The 17,347-nt window shown below is 71.1% G+C and carries 16 protein-coding genes and 2 tRNA genes; 11 read left to right on the top strand and 7 right to left on the bottom strand.

Annotated features, from left to right (window positions below; translation table 11 throughout):
- Window positions 1-17: 17 nt before the first annotated feature.
- Entirely contained in the window at window positions 18-773 is a 756-nt protein-coding gene (locus tag ACGFRG_RS26555) for an AIM24 family protein (protein WP_361430629.1), read from the top strand.
- Window positions 774-895: 122 nt separating this feature from the next.
- Here the strand turns inward: ACGFRG_RS26555 and ACGFRG_RS26560 are convergent, their stop codons facing one another.
- The gene (locus tag ACGFRG_RS26560; RefSeq protein ID WP_393267888.1) at window positions 896-1,417 is read right to left on the bottom strand and encodes an NUDIX hydrolase; all 522 of its coding nucleotides are present in this window, start codon (window positions 1,415-1,417) and stop codon (window positions 896-898) included.
- Window positions 1,414-2,856, bottom strand: coding sequence for a zinc-dependent metalloprotease (locus tag ACGFRG_RS26565; RefSeq protein ID WP_393267891.1), 1,443 nt, complete (start codon window positions 2,854-2,856; stop codon window positions 1,414-1,416). The genes ACGFRG_RS26560 and ACGFRG_RS26565 overlap by 4 nt, the downstream gene beginning before the upstream one ends.
- Before the next feature lie 189 nt (window positions 2,857-3,045).
- On the opposite strand from ACGFRG_RS26565, the gene ACGFRG_RS26570 reads away from it, so the two are divergent.
- The 4 genes from ACGFRG_RS26570 to ACGFRG_RS26585 all read left to right on the top strand — a co-directional run bounded on the left by ACGFRG_RS26570 (window position 3,046) and on the right by ACGFRG_RS26585 (window position 6,418).
- Entirely contained in the window at window positions 3,046-4,152 is a 1,107-nt protein-coding gene (locus ACGFRG_RS26570) for an SDR family oxidoreductase (protein WP_361430632.1), read from the top strand.
- Between the two features lie 101 nt (window positions 4,153-4,253).
- Window positions 4,254-4,715, top strand: a complete 462-nt coding sequence (locus tag ACGFRG_RS26575) for a molybdenum cofactor biosynthesis protein MoaE (RefSeq protein ID WP_361430633.1) — start codon at window positions 4,254-4,256, stop codon at window positions 4,713-4,715.
- 323 nt (window positions 4,716-5,038) lie between these two features.
- Window positions 5,039-5,209, top strand: a complete 171-nt coding sequence (locus tag ACGFRG_RS26580) for a hypothetical protein (RefSeq protein ID WP_361430634.1) — start codon at window positions 5,039-5,041, stop codon at window positions 5,207-5,209.
- Window positions 5,210-5,329: 120 nt separating this feature from the next.
- A complete protein-coding gene (locus ACGFRG_RS26585) occupies window positions 5,330-6,418 on the top strand; it encodes a PDZ domain-containing protein (protein WP_361430636.1) in 1,089 nt (362 codons plus the stop codon).
- A gap of 51 nt (window positions 6,419-6,469) precedes the next feature.
- Here the strand turns inward: ACGFRG_RS26585 and ACGFRG_RS26590 are convergent, their stop codons facing one another.
- Entirely contained in the window at window positions 6,470-7,027 is a 558-nt protein-coding gene (locus ACGFRG_RS26590; RefSeq protein WP_361430637.1) for a PPA1309 family protein, read from the bottom strand.
- Window positions 7,028-7,162: 135 nt separating this feature from the next.
- Here ACGFRG_RS26590 and ACGFRG_RS26595 point away from each other — a divergent pair, with 135 nt between their 5' ends.
- The 4 genes from ACGFRG_RS26595 (at window position 7,163) to ACGFRG_RS26610 (ending at window position 12,414) form a co-directional block, all read left to right on the top strand.
- Complete coding sequence (locus ACGFRG_RS26595) at window positions 7,163-10,078, top strand: UPF0182 family protein (protein WP_393267988.1); 2,916 nt, start codon at window positions 7,163-7,165, stop codon at window positions 10,076-10,078.
- Between the two features lie 66 nt (window positions 10,079-10,144).
- Window positions 10,145-10,218: transfer RNA gene (locus ACGFRG_RS26600), tRNA-Met, on the top strand.
- A gap of 183 nt (window positions 10,219-10,401) precedes the next feature.
- A complete protein-coding gene (locus tag ACGFRG_RS26605; RefSeq protein WP_361430638.1) occupies window positions 10,402-12,216 on the top strand; it encodes a sel1 repeat family protein in 1,815 nt (604 codons plus the stop codon).
- Window positions 12,217-12,337: 121 nt separating this feature from the next.
- A tRNA-Met gene (locus tag ACGFRG_RS26610) sits at window positions 12,338-12,414 on the top strand.
- 120 nt (window positions 12,415-12,534) lie between these two features.
- Here ACGFRG_RS26610 and ACGFRG_RS26615 read toward each other — a convergent pair.
- On the bottom strand, window positions 12,535-12,951 hold the full coding sequence (locus tag ACGFRG_RS26615; protein ID WP_361430639.1) for a Fur family transcriptional regulator: 417 nt from the start codon (window positions 12,949-12,951) through the stop codon (window positions 12,535-12,537).
- Between the two features lie 126 nt (window positions 12,952-13,077).
- Here ACGFRG_RS26615 and ACGFRG_RS26620 point away from each other — a divergent pair, with 126 nt between their 5' ends.
- Window positions 13,078-14,547 carry a catalase gene (locus ACGFRG_RS26620; RefSeq protein WP_361430640.1) on the top strand — a complete coding sequence of 490 codons (1,470 nt, stop codon included), beginning with the start codon at window positions 13,078-13,080 and terminating at the stop codon, window positions 14,545-14,547.
- A 101-nt stretch (window positions 14,548-14,648) separates the two neighbouring features.
- Here ACGFRG_RS26620 and ACGFRG_RS26625 read toward each other — a convergent pair whose 3' ends face one another.
- Both ACGFRG_RS26625 and hisN read right to left on the bottom strand, forming a co-directional pair.
- Window positions 14,649-15,050, bottom strand: coding sequence for a CBS domain-containing protein (locus ACGFRG_RS26625; RefSeq protein ID WP_361430641.1), 402 nt, complete (start codon window positions 15,048-15,050; stop codon window positions 14,649-14,651).
- Between the two features lie 241 nt (window positions 15,051-15,291).
- Window positions 15,292-16,092: a histidinol-phosphatase gene (gene hisN / locus ACGFRG_RS26630; RefSeq protein ID WP_361430642.1), complete on the bottom strand. Its 801-nt coding sequence runs from the start codon at window positions 16,090-16,092 to the stop codon at window positions 15,292-15,294.
- Window positions 16,093-16,307: 215 nt separating this feature from the next.
- Here hisN and ACGFRG_RS26635 point away from each other — a divergent pair, with 215 nt between their 5' ends.
- Window positions 16,308-16,946, top strand: a complete 639-nt coding sequence (locus ACGFRG_RS26635) for a TetR/AcrR family transcriptional regulator (RefSeq protein ID WP_393267897.1) — start codon at window positions 16,308-16,310, stop codon at window positions 16,944-16,946.
- Between the two features lie 54 nt (window positions 16,947-17,000).
- Here the strand turns inward: ACGFRG_RS26635 and ACGFRG_RS26640 are convergent, their stop codons facing one another.
- Window positions 17,001-17,324 carry a multidrug efflux SMR transporter gene (locus tag ACGFRG_RS26640; RefSeq protein ID WP_188275989.1) on the bottom strand — a complete coding sequence of 108 codons (324 nt, stop codon included), beginning with the start codon at window positions 17,322-17,324 and terminating at the stop codon, window positions 17,001-17,003.
- Between the last annotated feature and the right edge of the window lie 23 nt (window positions 17,325-17,347).

The raw sequence follows: 17,347 nt of genomic DNA on the forward strand, positions 1-17,347 counted from the left end.
GGGGGAGCGAACACACCATGCAGAGCCCGCTTTTCAGCTACACCGAGCAGCAGTCCCAGGAGCGCTACAGCGCGCAGAACGCGCAGCTGCTGCGCGTGGTGCTCACCGGCCACGACGACATCCTCGCCCGCAAGGGCTCGATGGTCGCCTACCAGGGGCTGATGGAGTTCGACGGCGAGTACCTCTCCAGCGGCCACCAGCACGCGCGTGCCAGCACCGGCGAGGGCCTGGACCTGATGCGCGTCTCCGGCCAGGGCACCGTCTACCTCGCCAACCTCGCCCAGCACGTCCACGTAGTGGACGTGGACCGCGACGGGCTGACCGTGGACGGCGGTTACGTGCTGGCCATGGACTCCTCGCTGCACTACGAGGTCATCGCCGTGGACAGCCAGTACGGCATCTCCGGCACCGGCAAGTACCAGCTCAACATCACGGGCACCGGCAAGGTCGTCCTGATGACGTCGGGTCAGCCGCTGATGCTCCAGGTCACGCCGGACAAGTACGTCAACGCCGACGCCGACGCGATCGTGGCCTGGTCCACCTCGCTGCGGGTGCAGATGCAGGCCCAGACGCACTCCACGGGCGTGTGGCGCCGGCGCGGCAACACGGGTGAGGGCTGGGAGCTGAGCTTCCTCGGCCAGGGCTTCGCGCTGGTCCAGCCCAGCGAGGTGCTGCCGCCGCAGAACGCCGTGATCGGCCAGGGCCTGCGGGCCCAGTACGGCATGGGACAGCAGGGCGTCCACGCCCAGAACCAGGGCAACGCCTGGAGCTGAACCGGTCACCGGCATACGGCCACCGACAGCCGGTCACCGGCGGACGCTAACCAGTAAGGGGCGGTCGTCCATGGCGACCGCCCCTTACCCGTGTACTCAACGCGACCCGAGCGCGCCCGGCCTCACAGCCGGGCCCGGGTCGCCTCCACCAGCCGTACGACCGACTCGTCGGCCACCGACGCCACCTCGTCCCAGCCGTACCAGCACAGGTCCAGGGACTCGTCGCTGATCGCCTCGACGGCGTCCGCCGGGGCCAGCGCCGCGTACTGCACGTCCAGGTGCCAGTGGCAGGGCGCCGGGATCGGATGCCGGTCGAGGCGGACCGGGCCGCCCGGCAGCAGGGTGAGACCCGCGATCCCGGACTCCTCGGTGGCCTCGCGCAGCGCGGCGGCGGCCACCGAGACGTCACCCGACTCGCAGTGGCCGCCCATCTGGAGCCACATGCCGAGCTTCTTGTGCAGCGTCAGCAGCACCCGGCCGCGCTCGGGGTCGACGACCAGCGCGCTCGCCGTCAGATGACCCGCGCCGCACGCCTTCCACGTGCCGTCGGGGTGGGCCGCGAGATGGTCCAGGTACAGCCGGCGCAGCTCCGGCTGGTCCTCGTACGACTTCAGTACGAGGACGGCGTCTTCGTGCAGGCTCACTTCTCGGATTCGCCCTTGCCGTCGGTCCCGTCGTCCTTCTTGGGCTCGTCCGCCTTCGGCTCGTCCTTCGTCAGCGACGGGCCGTTCTGCTGGGCCGCCTCGCCGAGCATCTTGTCGATCTCCGAGAAGTCGAGCTGCTCGCGGTGGACGAAGCCGTCCGGGTCGTCCAGGTCCGTGGCGGTCGGCAGCATGTCCGGGTGCTCCCACAGGCCGTCGCGGCCGTCGACCCCGCGCGCGTCCGTGAGCGAGGCCCACAGGCGCGAGGCGTCGCGCAGCCGGCGCGGGCGCAGCTGGAGGCCGATCAGCGTGGCGAAGGTCTGCTCGGCCGGACCGCCGGTCGCCCGGCGGCGGCGCAGCGTCTCGCGCAGCGCGTCGGCCGACGTGAGGCGGGGCTTGGCGGCCTCGTGGACCACCGCGTCCACCCAGCCCTCGACCAGCGCCAGAGCCGTCTCCAGACGGGCCAGGGCGGCCTTCTGCTCCGGGGTGTCCTCCGGCTGGAACATGCCCTGCTGGAGGGCCTCCTGAAGCTGCTCGGGGTTGGACACGTCGAGCTGGCCCACCGCGTCCTCCAGCTTCGCGGTGTCGACCTTGATCCCGCGCGCGTAGCCCTCGACCGCGCCGAACAGGTGCGAGCGCAGCCACGGCACATGGGCGAAGAGCCGCTGGTGAGCGGCCTCGCGCAGGGCCAGGTAGAGCCTGACCTCGTCCTTCGGGACGCCCAGGTCCTTGCCGAACACTTCGATGTTCAGCGGCAGCAGCGCGGCCTTGCCGGCCGGGCCGAGCGGCAGACCGATGTCGGTCGAGCCGACGACCTCGCCCGCGAGGACGCCCACGGCCTGGCCGATCTGCTGGCCGAACATGGCGCCGCCCATGGAGCGCATCATGCCGATCAGCGGGCCCGCCATGGCCTGCATCTCCTCGGGCAGCACACCGCCCATGGCCGCGCCGACCCGCTCCGCGACCGGGTCGACGAGCTCCTTCCAGGCCGGCTGGGTCGCCTCGACCCACTCCGCGCGGCTCCACGCGACGGCGGTCGACGCGCCCGAGGGCAGCGACGTCACCCCGTCCAGCCACAGGTCCGCCAGGCGGACGGCCTCCTCGACGGCGGCACGCTCGGCCGGGCCGACGCTCTCGTCCTTGGTGCCGTCCGGGGTGCCCTGGGCCACCGTCTGACGCGCGATCTGCTTGGCCATGTCCCAGTTCACGGGACCGCCCTCGTAGCTGAGCATCTGGCCGAGCTGCTGGAACGCCGCTCCCAGGTCGTTCGGGTTCAGCGAACCGAACATCGCCGCGAACGGATTGTCCGCGCCCGCGGGCGCGGCGCCGAACCCGAACGGATTCGCCGGGCCGCCCTGGTTGCCCTTGCCCTTCTCCTTGCCCTCGTCGCCGTTCTCCGGCTCCTCCGGCGGAAGGCCGAATCCGAATGGGTTGTCACTCACGGGTTTCCTCGGCTCCTAGGGCCGTCGACTGCTGTCGACGGCGACTGCCCACCAACACCACCAGCGTAGACATCCGCGCCGGATAAGGGCTCGGTGCTCCGCCGACTCTTGGCCTGCGGCAGGATGGACGTCACCTGGTCCGTACGCGTCATTCGTGTACGTACTGAAGACAACCGCTGGAGACGCCCGGTGAGTTCCCCAGATCCGCAGGTTCGCGCAGCGCGAAACCATTCCCCCTCCGCAGCGCGGGGTCCCGTCGTCGCGGTCACCGGTGCCGCGGCCGGGATCGGCGCCCTGCTCACCGCGCGGCTCGCCGCGTCCGAGGAGGTCAAACAGGTCATCGCCATCGACGAGCGGCGGGGCGAGGTCTCCGAGGCCACCTGGCACGTCCTGGACGTGCGCGACCCGGCGATCGCCGAGAAGCTGCGCGGCGCCGATGTCGTCGTGCACCTGGCGCTCGACCTCGACCTGGAGACGGACGCCGCCGCCCGGACCGCGTACAACGTACGCGGCACCCAGACCGTGCTGACCGCCGCGGCCGCCGCCGGGGTCCACCGGGTGGTGCTGTGCACCTCCGCGATGGTCTACGGGGCGCTGCCCGACAACGACACCCCGCTGTCCGAGGACGCCGAGCTGCGGGCCACCGCCGAGGCGACCGGGGTCGGCGACCTGCTGGAGATCGAGCGCCTGGGGCGGCGGGCGCCGCGCGCCCACCCCGGCCTGAACGTCACCGTGGTGCGGCCCGCCGTCCTGGTCGGCGGCACGGACACGGCGCTGACCCGGTACTTCGAGTCGCCGCGCCTGCTGGTGGTCGCCGGATCCCGCCCGACCTGGCAGTTCTGCCATGTCGAGGACCTGTGCAGCGCCCTGGAGTACGCCGCTCTGGGGAAGGTCGAGGGGGAGCTGGCGGTCGGCTGCGACGGCTGGCTTGAGCAGGAGGAGGTCGAGGAGCTGAGCGGCATCCGGCGCATGGAGCTGCCGTCGGCGGTCGCGCTCGGAGCCGCCGCACGGCTGCACCGCATCGGGCTCACCCCGTCCCCGGCGGGCGACCTCGCGTACACGATGCACCCCTGGGTGGTCAGCGTCGGACGGCTGCGCGACGCGGGCTGGCGGCCGCAGTGGACCAACGAGGAGGTCCTCGCGGAACTCCTCGAAGAGGTCGCGGGCCGGCACACCGTGGCGGGCCGCCGCCTCGGCCGCAAGGACGCCACCGCCGCCGGCGCCGCCGGTGCGACGGTCGCCCTGCTGGGCGCGGCCGCCGTGGTCCGCAGGGCCCGCAAGCGGCGCGGCCTGTAGGACCTCCGTAGGAGGGTCTGTAGAACCCTCCTACGGAGCGTCGGGGCGACCGGGTGAAAGATCTATTACGCGATGTCAGTGGCGTACGGCACGATGGACCCATGGCACCCACGTACCCCGAGCACCCCGGCGAGCAGGCGGCGCAGGACCCGATCCGGCTGCTGGCGATCCGTGACACCCCGCTCTCCCTCGACGAGGTGTTCGGCGCCGTCGGCGACAGCGCCGCGGGCGGCACCGCGCTGTTCGTCGGCACCGTGCGCGATCACGACGGCGGCGCCGACGTGGACGCGCTGGGGTACTCCTGCCATCCCACGGCCGAGGCGGAGATGCGCCGAGTGGCCGAGAAGGTCGTGGCGCAGTTCCCGGTCCGGGCCCTGGCGGCCGTCCACCGTGTGGGCGATCTGGCGGTGGGCGATCTGGCGGTCGTCGTCGCGGTCTCCTGCCCGCACCGCGCGGAAGCCTTCGAAGCCTGCCGCAAGCTGATCGACGACCTGAAACACGAGGTCCCGATCTGGAAGCACCAGCAGTTCTCGGACGGAACAGAAGAATGGGTCGGCGCGTAGCGCCGTCATTGAGGGGTGGCGGTCGGGCGACGGGAGGGCGGGTCGGCGCGTAGCGCCGTCATTGAGGGGTGGCGGTCGGGCGACGGGAGGGCGGGTCGGCGCCGGCTGACCCCTGCCGGTCGCCACGAACGGGTGGCCCGGCGCCACCGAGGGTGAACGGGCAGGTCGCGGTGGCTGTCTGAAACCCTGTCGGGGGGATCCGCCCCGATTTGCGTAACCGCACCCCGGCCCCGAGCGTTGAACTTGCAGAGGGTTAATCTGCTGATCTGTCAGTTGCGGTCGGCCTGTGGGGTGCGGTCGCTCATCGGGGACGGGAGGACGGAATGGCTGCACTCACGTGGCTGCTGATTCCGCTTTTCGCTGCTGTCGGCGCGGCGATATGGGCGAGCTGGGCAGCCCGCAATCGCACGACCGGCGACGGCGCGGAACTCGCCGGGTACAGCAGGTTCCGCGAGGCGATGGACAAATCCCACTCCGGAACCGAGCCCGTCTGACCGCTGCGGTCACCCCCTCAAGCGCCCTGTGAACGCCCCGGCCCGTACGCGGATGTCCACGCTCCCCGGACGGACCGGCCCCGGCGGTGCACTGACAGACACGTCCCGTACTGTCGTTCCATGCCACGCCGCACCGCGACGATGCTCGCCTCCACCTTGATCCTGATCGCGCTGCTCTGCGCAGGCGTCCTCATCAAAGTGCCGTACTCGGAGATGTCGCCCGGCCCCACGGTGAACACGCTCGGCGAGGCGCGCGGCGAGCCCGTGCTGCAGATCTCCGGTCACAAGACGTACCCCACGACCGGTCATCTCAACATGACGACGGTCCGCGTCACCGGTGCGAACTACAACATGAACCTGGTCGAGGCCGTGTACGGCTGGCTGTCCCACGACAACAAGATCGTGCCGCACGACACGCTCTACCCGGACGGCAAGACCGAGCAGCAGTCCTCGCAGGAGAACGCCGAGGAGTTCAGCCAGTCGCAGGAGAGCGCCAAGGTCGCCGCGCTCAACGAGCTGAAGATCCCGGTGAAGTCCCGTGTCATCGTGGCGTCGGTGGTCAAGGGCAGCCCGGCCGAGGGCAAGCTGCACGCGGGCGATGTGATCAAGTCCGTCGACGGCGCGGCCGTCAAGGACCCGTCGGACGTGGCGAAGCTGGTCACCAAGCACAGCCCCGGCCAGAACGCGCTCTTCACCGTCATCCCGGCCAAGGACGCGGCAGCCGCCGAGAAGGCGGGCAAGGAGCCGGAGGGCTCCGAGAAGGTCGCCATCACCACCGCGAAGGCCAAGGACGGCGACCGGGCGATCGTCGGCATCCAGGCCGGGACCGACCACACCTTCCCGTTCTCCATCGACATCAAGCTCTCCGACGTCGGCGGCCCGAGCGCGGGTCTGATGTTCGCCCTCGGCATCGTCGACAAGCTGACGCCGGGCGACCTGACCGGCGGCAAGTTCGTCGCGGGCACCGGCACCATCGACGACAGCGGCAAGGTCGGCCCGATCGGCGGCATCGAGCTGAAGCTGATCGGCGCGCGCAACGCGGGCGCCCGCTACTTCCTCACCCCCGGCGAGAACTGCGCCGCGGCCGCCTCGGACACGCCCAGCGGACTGACCCTGGTCAAGGTCGCCACCATCGGCGACGCCACCAAGGCACTGGAGAAGATCCGCACGGGGGACACGGCCGGTCTGCCGAGCTGCTCGGCGAAGTGAGCGGCCGCGCCCGCCACGCGCGCGTGGCGGGCGCGGCCGCTCCCTGAGCGCCTACTCCGCGAACGTCGCGGCCAGCGCCTCGGCGAGGCCCGGGACCAGGCCGGCGCCGGTGAGCACCTCGGTCGGCGAGTCCTTCTCGCGCAGCCGCACCGCCGACTCGCGGGCGCCGTCGCGCAGCACCGCCACCGTCATGCGGACCTCCTGGCGGTCCGGGTGCTTGGCCACCCACTTCGCCAGCTGCTTGTCGCTCATGCCCTCCGGCACGGACGCCTCGGCGGACGGCGGAAGCATCAGGCGCTCGACGGTGAGGGCGCAGCCCACCACCGCGTCGGGCCAGGCGATGGTGCCGAGGAACTGGTCGAGGGCCTGGCCGGCCGGGATCTCGTCCTGCTCGATGGGGGTCAGGGGCGCGGCCGCCTCGGCCTGGTCGAGACCGAGCTGGGAGGCGAGGGAGGGCTCCTGGGTGCGGAGCTTGGCGGTGTCGACGAGGGCGAACAGGCGGGCCGGCTGATCCCAGCCGAGGCCGGCCGCGTACTCGTCGATTTCGAGTACTGCGCGGGTGAGCGGGCTCGCGGCCATCGGGGGGCCGGAGGGGGAAACGTTGGACATGAGCAATATCCTGCCCTCTCCCACCCCCGGATCGGGAACTGAGTAAAGCCTCAGTAAGTTGCATAGGTGGGCTCTACGATCGCGGGGCCTGCTCAACCACCACCGAACTTCGAGGTGCGCACCTTGGCTTTCCAGATGCCGGACCGCGGCGGAGGCCCTTCCGGGTCACGGATCAGAGTCGGCCGCCCGTCCCGCCGGGTCCGGACGCTGCTCATGACACTGGGCGTGCTGGCCGTGCTGGCCATGGCGTTCGTCATGTTCGCCGGGTTCTGGACGGACTGGCTGTGGTACCGCTCGGTGCACTACTCGTCCGTCTTCACCACCACCCTGTGGACCAAGATCGGCCTGTTCTCGTTCTTCGGCGTCCTGATGGCCGTGGCCGTCGGCCTGAACATCTGGCTGGCACACCGGCTGCGGCCGCCGCTCAGCGCGATGTCCCTGGAGCAGCAGAGCCTGGACCGCTACCGGATGGGCATCGCCCCGTTCAAGAAGTGGCTGCTGCTCGGCATCACCGCGCTCGTCGGGCTGATCGCCGGCGCCTCCGCCTCCGGGCAGTGGCGCACCTGGCTGATGTGGGTCAACGGGGTGCCGTTCGGGCAGAAGGACCCCCAGTTCCATTTGGACGTCTCCTTCTACGCCTTCGACCTGCCCTGGTACCGGTTCCTGGTCGGCTTCGGCTTCGCGGCCACCGTGCTGTCCCTGATCGCCGCCGCCCTGACGCACTACCTGTACGGGGGGCTGCGGATCACCAGCCCGGGCGCGCGCGCCACGGGCGCCGCCACCGGGCATCTGTCGGTGCTGCTCGGCGTGTTCGTCGCCCTGAAGGCCGTGGCGTACTGGCTGGACCGGTACGGGCTGGCGGTGAAGTCCAGCGACTTCAAGGCCAGCAGCAACTGGACGGGCCTGCGGTACGTGGACGCCAACGCCTATCTGCCGGCGAAGACGATCCTCTTCTGCATCGCGGTCATCTGCGCGCTGCTGTTCTTCGCGACGCTGTGGCGGCGCACCTGGCAGCTGCCGGTGATCGGCTTCGGCCTGATGGTGCTCTCGGCGATCCTGATCGGCGGGCTCTACCCGGCGATCGTGCAGAAGTTCCAGGTCCAGCCGAACGAGCAGGCCAAGGAAGCGCCGTACATCCAGAAGAACATCGACGCCACGCGCAAGGCGTACGGCATCGACGCCACCGAGGTGAAGGACTACAAGGGGGCGACGGCGTCGGAGGACAACGCGAAGCTGCGCGTCGACGCCGACACGGCCGCCAGCTACCGGCTGATCGACCCCAATGTCGTCACGCCCGCGTTCCAGCAGCTTGAGCAGCGGCGCAAGTACTACCAGTTCACCGTGCCGCTGGACGTGGACCGCTACACGGACAAGGACGGCAAGGAGCAGGACACGGTCGTCGGTCTGCGCGAGCTGAACCTCAACGGCATCGACAAGCGCAACTGGATCAACGACCACTTCACGTACACCCACGGCTACGGCGCCATCGCGGCCAAGGGCACGACGGTGGACTCTACGGGGTCCCCGGACTTCACCGAGTCCGGTCTGCCGACCACCGGGCAGATGCCCAAGTACGAGCAGCGGATCTACTACGGCGAGAAGACCGAGCAGTACTCGATCGTCGGCGGGCCGCAGAAGGAGCTCGACTACGAGGCCGAGGGCAAGGGCCAGGTGACGACGAGCTTCAAGGGCAAGGGCGGCGTGAGCCTGTCCAACCCCTTCAACCGCGCCGCGTACGCGGTGGCCTTCAGCGAGCCGCAGATCCTCTACTCGGGGGCCATCGGCGACGGCTCGAAGATCCTCTACAACCGCACGCCGAAGCAGCGCGTGGAGGCGGTCGCCCCCTGGCTGACCATCGACGCGGACTCCTACCCGGCGGTCATCAACGGGCGCATCCAGTGGGTCGTCGACGCGTACACGACGACCAACGGCTATCCGTACGCCTCGCGCACGACGCTCGGCGAGACGACGGCCGACTCGCTGACGACCCGTCAGCGTGCGGTGGTCGCCCAGCAGAACCAGGTCAACTACATCCGCAACTCGGTGAAGGCCACCGTCGACGCGTACGACGGAACGGTCACGCTGTACCAGTGGGACACCCAGGACCCGGTCCTGAAGACCTGGATGAAGGCGTTCCCCCACACGGTGAAGCCGAAGAGCGACATCTCGCCGGATCTGCTGGCCCATCTGCGGTACCCGCAGGACATGTTCAAGGTCCAGCGCGAGCTGCTGACCCGCTACCACGTCACCGACCCCGCGCAGTTCTACAGCGGCAGTGACGCCTGGCAGGTCCCGGACGACCCGACCAACAAGGACGGGGTCGCGGTGCCGCCGTACTACCTGTCCATGAAGATGCCGGGCGCCGAGACGCAGGGCAAGAAGTTCTCGCTGACGACGACGTTCACGCCGAACGGCCGGCCCAACCTGGGCGGGTTCATGGCGATCGACGCGGACGCCGCGAGCAAGGACTACGGCACCATCAGACTGCTCAGAGTCACGGACAACGTCCAGGGCCCGCAGCAGGTGCAGAGCAAGCTGAACGGTCTGCCGGAAGTCGCCGAGTTCGTACGCAACCTCAGAGGCAGCGACTCCGAGATCGACTACGGCAATCTGCTCACCGTGCCGCTGGGCGGGGGCTTCCTGTACATCGAGCCCGTCTACGCGCGCGGTGGCTCCGCCAACTATCCGCTGCTGAAGAAGGTCGGCGTCTCCTACGGGGACAAGACCGTCTTCAAGGACACCCTGGCGCTGGCGCTGAACGCGGTGTTCGGCGTGGACGGCTCCGAGCCGCCCGCGACCAAGCCGCCCACCGGCACCACCAAGCCGCCGGCCACCGGCAGCGCCACGGTGGAGCAGGCCATCAAGGACGCCCAGAAGGCGTACGACGACGGCCAGAAGGCGCTGCAGAAGGGCGACTTCACCGCCTACGGCAAGGCCCAGCAGGACCTTCAGGCGGCGCTCCAGCGGGCTGCCGACGCCGAGGCCAAGGCGAAGGGCTCCGGCGGCGCCGGAGCCACGAGCGGCGCCTCCACCGGTGGCGGGAGCGGCTGAGCGACCGAGGCGGCCAGTCCATGCGGTCGGGCTCCGTTCCGCGTCGTGATACGTTGTATTCACCGACGCGGGGTGGAGCAGCTCGGTAGCTCGCTGGGCTCATAACCCAGAGGTCGCAGGTTCAAATCCTGTCCCCGCTACTCACAGACGAGGGCCCGGATCCTTAAGGATCCGGGCCCTCGTCATGTTGTGTGCCGAATGAGGGGCGAGCGGTCGCGTGTGCTGCGTTTGGCTTATCTCTCTGTGGGCATGTCGACAAAACGCTGAAGTGACCTCACCGGCTGCGGTATACCAGGTGTACGCGGGTTGCGGGTGGTGCGACGATGGTATTTATGGGGGACAGGGCAACTCTGTTGGAGACAGGGCGGTTTGCGCAGATGCGCTCCGATGACGCCGCCGACGCCGAGACCGAGGCGCGGCACCGGCGTGCTGCCGACGGCGGCGACGCCGCGTCCATGAGCGTTCTCGGATCCCTGCTGCTGCGCCGCGGCGACCTGGACAGCGCCGAGCCCTATCTGCGCGGCGCCACCGCCGAGGGCGACCGGGCCGCGGCCAACAACCTGGGCGTGCTGCTGCACCAGCGGGGCTACGCGGACGAGGCGGCGGGCTGGTGGCGCATCGCGGCCGTAGCGGGCTCCGCCGCGGCCGCGCACGCGCTGGGGCGGCACTACCGGGAGCGGGGCGACGAGCCGGCCGCCGAGTACTGGCTGCGCCAGTCCGCCGAGCAGGGCCACGCGCTGGGCGCGTACGCGCTGGCCGACCTGCTGGAACACCGCAGCGACGTGGGCGCCGAGCGCTGGCTGCGGGCCGCCGCCGAGCAGGGCCACCGCGAGGCCGCCTACCGGCTCGCCCGGCTCATCGACCAGCGGGCCGAGCGCGACAGCGGCGAGCCTGACATCGCTGTCGAGGCCGATCAGGACACGGCGGCCGCCCTCGCCGAGGCCGAGCAGTACTACCGCCAGGCCGCCGCGCGCGGGCACCGGCGGGCCGCGCTGCACCTCGGCGCGATCCTGGAGAAGCGCGGCGAGCTGAAGGAGGCCGGGCGCTGGTATCTGACCTCGGCCAAGGACGGCGAGGCGAAGGCCGCCTGCGCGCTGGGGTTCCTGCTGCGGGACGCGGGCGACGAGGAGAGCGCGGCCGTGTGGTGGCTGCGGGCCGCCCAGGACGGCGACGGCAACGCCGCCAACGCCCTGGGCGCGCTGCACGCCGCCAGGGGCGAGCCGCAGACCGCCGAGCGGTGGTACCGGGCCGCGATGGACGCCGGGGACGACAACGGCGCGTACAACCTCGGGCTGCTCTGCACCGCCCAGGAGCGCACCGCCCAGGCCGAGCAGTGGTACCGGCGCGCGGCCTACGCGGGACACCGCGAGGCCGCCAACGCGCTCGCCGTGCTGCTGCTCCAGGCCGGGGACGCGACCGGTGCCGAGCCGTGGTTCTCCAAGGCGGCCGAGGCGGGCAGCGTGGACGCCGCGTTCAACCTGGGCATCCTCTTCGCCAGCCGCGACGACGACCGCACGGCCCTGAAGTGGTACGAGCGGGCGGCGGCGGCCGGGCACACCGAGGCGGCGCTCCAGGTCGGCATGGCGCTGCTCAGGGACGGCGAGGAGGCCGCCGCCGAGCGGCATCTGCGGTGCGCGGCGGGCGGCGGCAGCGCGGAGGCGGCGTTCCGCCTGGCCACCGTGCTCGACGCGCGCCAGCCGCCGCCCGGCGCGCCCGTGCTCGGCGAGCCGGTGGCCGAGAAGACGGAGTGCGAGGAGTGGTACGAGCGGGCGGCCGGGCAGGGCCACCGGCGCGCCCAGGTCCGGGTCGGCATGCTCGCGGCGGCCCGGGGCGACCAGGACGGCGCCGCGCGCTGGTACCGGGAGGCGGCCGAGGCGGGCAGCCGCAACGGCGCGTTCAACCTCGGGCTGCTCCTCGCGCGTGAGGGGCGCGAGCGCGAGGCCGCCTTGTGGTGGTCCCGGGCCGCCAACGCCGGGCACGGGCGCGCCGCACTGCGCCTCGCGCTGCTCGCCGCGCGCTGCGGGGAGCTGGCCGAGGGCCAGCGGTGGTGCGCGCGGGCGGTGGAGCTCGGGCCGGCGGAAGTGGCCGAGCGGGCGGGCCGGCTGCGCGAGGCGCTGCACCAGGAGCTGACGGCCTGATCCGCGCCGGGCCCGGGCGGCTGCACGCCACCCGGGCCGGGCCGCCACCCGGGCCGCCACCCGGGCTGGGCCGAACGGGTTTGCGCTGGTCGGCGCCGTGACGTACTGTTGGGTTCACCGACGCGGGGTGGAGCAGCTCGGTAGCTCGCTGGGCTCATAACCCAGAGGTCGCAGGTTCAAATCCTGTCCCCGCTACCAAGTACTCAGGGCCCGGATCCAATGGATCCGGGCCCTGAGTCGTATGCGCGGCCGCCGACAGCGGACGCAAAAGCGGGGCGGGGGCCAAAGCCCCCGCCCCGCTTTCGCGTCGATCTTGGTTTAGCCGCCCGCGCAGTTCGGGCAGATGCCCCGGTACGTGACCTCCACGTCCGAGACCGTGAAGCCGAAGCGCTCCGCGGCCGGGAGGTCGGCCAGGGGGTTGCCGGTGGGGTGCACATCTCGGATCGCGCCGCACTGGGCGCAGACGAGGTGCTGATGGGGCTGGTGCGCGTTCGGGTCGTACCGCTTGGCGCGGCGGTCCGTGGACACCTCGATGACCTCGCCGAGGGTCACCATCTCACCCAGCGTGTTGTAGACGGTCGCGCGCGAGATCTCGGGCAGCTTGGCCACAGCACGCGCGTGGACCTCGTCCGCCGTCAGGTGCATGTGGTCGCCGTCGAGGACCTCGGCCACGACACGCCGCTGTGCCGTCATGCGCCAGCCGCGTCCGCGAAGTCGTTCCAGCAGGTCACTCATAAGGGCCAGCCTAACAGCCGGGGGAACGGATCCCGAACGGGTGTGACTTTGGATGCTTACTTGACTTAGACAACGTCCATTGTAGGATCGGAAACGGCAAACGCCAAGGGACAGGACTTGCAGGAAATGACGCAGGAGGCGCACGTGACGCAGGGACCGCTCACCACGGAGGCCGGCGCGCCGGTCGCGGACAACCAGAACAGCGAGACCGCGGGCGTCGGCGGTCCGGTGCTCGTCCAGGACCAGTTGCTCCTGGAGAAGCTGGCGCACTTCAACCGTGAGCGCATCCCGGAGCGCATCGTCCACGCGCGCGGTGCGGGCGCGTACGGCACGTTCACGCTGACCCGTGACGTCTCGCAGTGGACGCGCGCGAAGTTCCTCTCCGAGGTCGGCAAGCAGACCGAGACGTTCCTGCGCTTCTCCACCGTGGCGGGCAACCTCGGCTCGGCCGACGCCGTGCGCGACCCCCGCGGCTTCGCGCTGAAGTTCTACACGGAGGACGGGAACTACGACCTGGTCGGCAACAACACGCCCGTCTTCTTCATCAAGGACGCCATCAAGTTCCCCGACTTCATCCACACGCAGAAGCGCGACCCGTACACAGGCTCGCAGGAGGCCGACAACGTGTGGGACTTCTGGGGTCTGAGCCCCGAGTCGACCCACCAGGTGACCTGGCTCTTCGGCGACCGCGGCATCCCCGCCACGCTGCGCCACATGAACGGGTACGGCTCGCACACGTACCAGTGGAACAACGAGGCCGGCGAGGTCTTCTGGGTCAAGTACCACTTCAAGACCGACCAGGGGATCAAGAACCTCACCCAGGCCGAGGCCAACAAGCTCGCCGGTGAGGACCCGGACAGCCACCAGCGCGATCTGCGCGAGGCCATCGAGCGCGGCGAGTTCCCGAGCTGGACCGTGCAGGTGCAGATCATGCCGGCGGCCGACGCGGCGACCTACCGCTTCAACCCGTTCGACCTCACCAAGGTGTGGCCGCACGCGGACTACCCGCCGATCGAGATCGGCAAGCTGGAGCTCAACCGCAACCCGGAGAACATCTTCGCCGAGGTCGAGCAGTCCATCTTCTCGCCCGCGCACTTCGTGCCCGGCATCGGCCCGTCCCCGGACAAGATGCTCCAGGGCCGCCTGTTCGCGTACGGCGACGCGCACCGCTACCGGGTCGGCATCAACGCCGACCACCTGCCGGTCAACCGCCCGCACGCCACCGAGGCGCGCACCAACTCGCGTGACGGCTACCTGTACGACGGCCGCCACAAGGGCGCGAAGAACTACGAGCCGAACAGCTTCGGCGGCCCGTACCAGACGGACCGTCCGCTGTGGCAGCCGGTGCCGGTGAGCTCCGCGACCGGCAACCACGCCGCGCCGGTGCACGCCGAGGACAACGACTTCGTCCAGGCGGGCAACCTGTACCGGATGTTCTCGGAGGACGAGAAGGCGCGCCTGATCGACAACCTCGCCGGGTTCATCGCCAAGGTCTCCCGCGACGACATCGCCGAGCGCGCGATCAACAACTTCCGCCAGGCGGACGGAGACTTCGGCAAGCGGCTGGATGCCGCGGTCCAGGCCCTGCGCGGCTGAACAGCACTGGATCGCTTGCCGTAGGCAGTCAGAGGGCCGGTTCCCTGCGGGGGCCGGCCCTCTGTGCGTGCCCGCACGCCCGCTCGCGCGCGTGCCCGGGCTCAGCCGACCAGTTCGGCCGGGTGGCGGCGGGCCGGGGCCCAGCAGCGGATGATGTCCCGCACCGAGACCACGCCCACGGGGCCGTCGCCGTCGAGGACGATCAGATGCCGGAAGCCGCCGTGCGCCATCGCCTCGGCGGCCTCGTCCAGGGTCCAGGACGGCGCCGCGAAGACGACGTCGGTGGTGGTGTGGGTGCTCGCTGTCTCGTGGTCCGGGCTCTGGCCCTGGCCGATCGAGTTGAGGATGTCGCGCTCGGTGAGGATGCCGAGCCCGCTGGTGTCGGGGTCGAGGACGACGGCCGCCCCGACGCGGCGCGCGGCCATCAGGCGGGCCGCCTGCCGGAGAGTGTGCGCGGGTCCGATGGTGAGGACCACCGTGCTCATGGCGTCACGGACGAGCATGGATGGAGCCACCTCCTTGGTGAAGTGCCGTTACTCGGTCGCGAGAACGGATTCACAAGTTCACAAGTGGGGGGACTCCTAGAGTCGCAGGAGGACAGGCCCGTCAACAAGGGGGTGGTAGAGGTCAGTTGAGGGGCGCGCAAAAGTACGAACCACGCCCCTCTCGCACCCCAGGTGCGCGCTGCCCGCGCACATCAGGCGCCCGTATCCGCCTCTCGCGCGCCCATGCGAGGCGTACGCCTCAGTCGCCCAGGCCCACGTAGTTCAGCAGCTCGCCGTGGAGCAGGCCGTTGGAGGCCGCCGCGTTGCCGCTGTGCGGGCCGGGCTGCCCGTCCAGGCCGGTGAAGACGCCGCCCGCCTCCTCCACCACGATCACGTTCGCCGCCATGTCCCACAGCGACAGCTCCGGCTCGGCGCAGATGTCCACCGACCCCTCGGCGATCATCATGTACGGCCAGAAGTCGCCGTACGCGCGCGTGCGCCAGCACTCGCGGGTCAGATCCAGGAAGTCGTCGAGCTTGCCGCGCTCCTCCCAGCCGCTCAGCGAGGAGTACGCGAAGGACGCGTCGGCGAGCTTGGACACGCTGGAGACCCGCAGCCGGCTCGCCTGCGACAGACTGCGGCCGGTGTACGCGCCGAGCCCCTTCGCCGCCCACCAGCGGCGGTTCAGGGCGGGCGCCGACACCACCCCGACCACCGGCCGGTAGCCGCCCTCGCCCGCCTCCATCAGCGCGATCAGCGTCGCCCAGACCGGCACCCCGCGTACGTAGTTCTTCGTACCGTCGATGGGGTCGATCACCCAGCGGCGCGGGCCCGTGCCCTCCAGGCCGTACTCCTCGCCCAGGATCGCGTCCCGGGGCCGGGCCCGCTGGAGATGGCCGCGGATCAGCTCCTCGGCGGCCTTGTCGGCCTCGCTCACCGGCGTCATGTCCGGCTTGGTCTCGACCTTGAGGTCGAGCGCCTTGAACCGGTCCATCGTGGCGGCGTCGGCGGCGTCCGCGAGGACGTGGGCGAGACGCAGATCATCGTGGTAGTCGGGCATGGCCACCACCGTATCGACCAGCACCTGCGGCGACCACACGGCCCGGGATGCGGACACCCCGGCGGGAGGGCCCGCGCCCGCCGGTCGGCGCCGCCTGGCGCACCGGTACGGCCCGCTCCGGCTATTGACAGTGCCGGGGCGCGCGTCAACTCTGAGGTCGGATCCTCCCCCGGGCTCCCAAGGAGCGGGGGACCCCCATCGCTTGGGGAGGCGCGATGCCCACAGCGCGAGAAGCCCTACTGGACGCCGCCGTCTCGGCACTGGGCGCACTGCCCTGGTCGGGGGTGCGGATGGTGGACGTGGCCTCGGCCGCGGGTGTGTCCCGCCAGACGCTCTACAACGAGTTCGGCAGCAAGGACGGCCTGGCCAGGGCCCTGGTGCGGCGCGAGGCCGATGTCTATCTGCGCGGGGTCGACCGGGTGCTCGCCGGCCACGCGGTGCCCGTCGACCGGCTGGTGGCGCTGGTCGACTGGACGGTCGGCTCGGCCCGCTCCAGCGCGCTCGTCCGGGCGCTGCTCACCGGCTGCTGGGGCGAGCGCCTGCCCGCCCCCCGCCCGGGCCGCGCGCCCGGCTCGCACTCGCCCGTACCGGCGCAACGGCGTGCGGACGCAGGCGTTCCGGGACCGTCCGAGCTGGTGGCCACCGTCCGGGACCGCTCGCTGGCCGCGCTGGAGAAGGAGCTCCCGGCCGTGGACCCGGGCGAAGTCGCGCGCTGCTGCGAGACGGTGGTGCGCCTCGCGCTCTCGTACGTCGTGGCCCCTGATCCGGCGAGGCCGGGGACGCCGAGCGGCGGCGGCCACGCGGCGCACGTGCGCGCGGTCCTCGCCCGTACGCCGATACGCCCCGCGCCCTGATCGCCGCGCCCTGACCGCCGTGGCGCGGACCGCGCCCGTCCCGGCCGGTCGGCGTCAGTGCGCCGACCCCGAGATCTGCAGCCCGATCACGCCCACGATCACCAGCGAGATCGACACCAGCTTCAGCGTGGAGACGACGTCGTCGAGGAAGACCATGCCGTAGATCGCGGTGCCCGCCGCCCCGATGCCCGTCCACACCGCGTACGCCGGGCCCACGTCCAGCTTCTTCAGGGACAGCGTCAGCAGCCCGAACGAGCCGAGGGCGAACGCCGCGAAGGCGATGGTCGGCCCTATCCGGGTGAAGCCGTGCGACAGTTTGAGGCAGACGGCGAATCCGGTCTCCAGGATTCCGGCGACCACCACGAGCAGCCACGCCATGTCCAGGGCCTCCCGCAACGCTA

Origin of the sequence: Streptomyces sp. NPDC048696, assembly GCF_043198895.1 — a bacterium.
Taxonomy (GTDB): Bacteria; Actinomycetota; Actinomycetes; order Streptomycetales; family Streptomycetaceae; genus Streptomyces.

What these genes read in the sequence shown, in the direction of transcription:
- ACGFRG_RS26555 (WP_361430629.1), top strand. Translation starts at nt 18, where the DNA reads ATGCAGAGCCCGCTTTTCAGCTACACCGAGCAGCAGTCCCAGGAGCGC.
- ACGFRG_RS26575 (WP_361430633.1), top strand. Translation starts at nt 4,254, where the DNA reads ATGGCACCCACGTACCCCGAGCACCCCGGCGAGCAGGCGGCGCAGGAC.
- ACGFRG_RS26580 (WP_361430634.1), top strand. Translation starts at nt 5,039, where the DNA reads ATGGCTGCACTCACGTGGCTGCTGATTCCGCTTTTCGCTGCTGTCGGC.
- ACGFRG_RS26585 (WP_361430636.1), top strand. Translation starts at nt 5,330, where the DNA reads ATGCCACGCCGCACCGCGACGATGCTCGCCTCCACCTTGATCCTGATC.
- ACGFRG_RS26590 (WP_361430637.1), bottom strand. Translation starts at nt 7,027, where the DNA reads ATGTCCAACGTTTCCCCCTCCGGCCCCCCGATGGCCGCGAGCCCGCTC.
- ACGFRG_RS26595 (WP_393267988.1), top strand. Translation starts at nt 7,163, where the DNA reads ATGCCGGACCGCGGCGGAGGCCCTTCCGGGTCACGGATCAGAGTCGGC.
- ACGFRG_RS26605 (WP_361430638.1), top strand. Translation starts at nt 10,402, where the DNA reads ATGGTATTTATGGGGGACAGGGCAACTCTGTTGGAGACAGGGCGGTTT.
- ACGFRG_RS26615 (WP_361430639.1), bottom strand. Translation starts at nt 12,951, where the DNA reads ATGAGTGACCTGCTGGAACGACTTCGCGGACGCGGCTGGCGCATGACG.
- ACGFRG_RS26620 (WP_361430640.1), top strand. Translation starts at nt 13,078, where the DNA reads ATGACGCAGGAGGCGCACGTGACGCAGGGACCGCTCACCACGGAGGCC.
- ACGFRG_RS26625 (WP_361430641.1), bottom strand. Translation starts at nt 15,050, where the DNA reads ATGCTCGTCCGTGACGCCATGAGCACGGTGGTCCTCACCATCGGACCC.
- hisN (WP_361430642.1), bottom strand. Translation starts at nt 16,092, where the DNA reads ATGCCCGACTACCACGATGATCTGCGTCTCGCCCACGTCCTCGCGGAC.
- ACGFRG_RS26635 (WP_393267897.1), top strand. Translation starts at nt 16,308, where the DNA reads ATGCCCACAGCGCGAGAAGCCCTACTGGACGCCGCCGTCTCGGCACTG.
- ACGFRG_RS26640 (WP_188275989.1), bottom strand. Translation starts at nt 17,324, where the DNA reads ATGGCGTGGCTGCTCGTGGTGGTCGCCGGAATCCTGGAGACCGGATTC.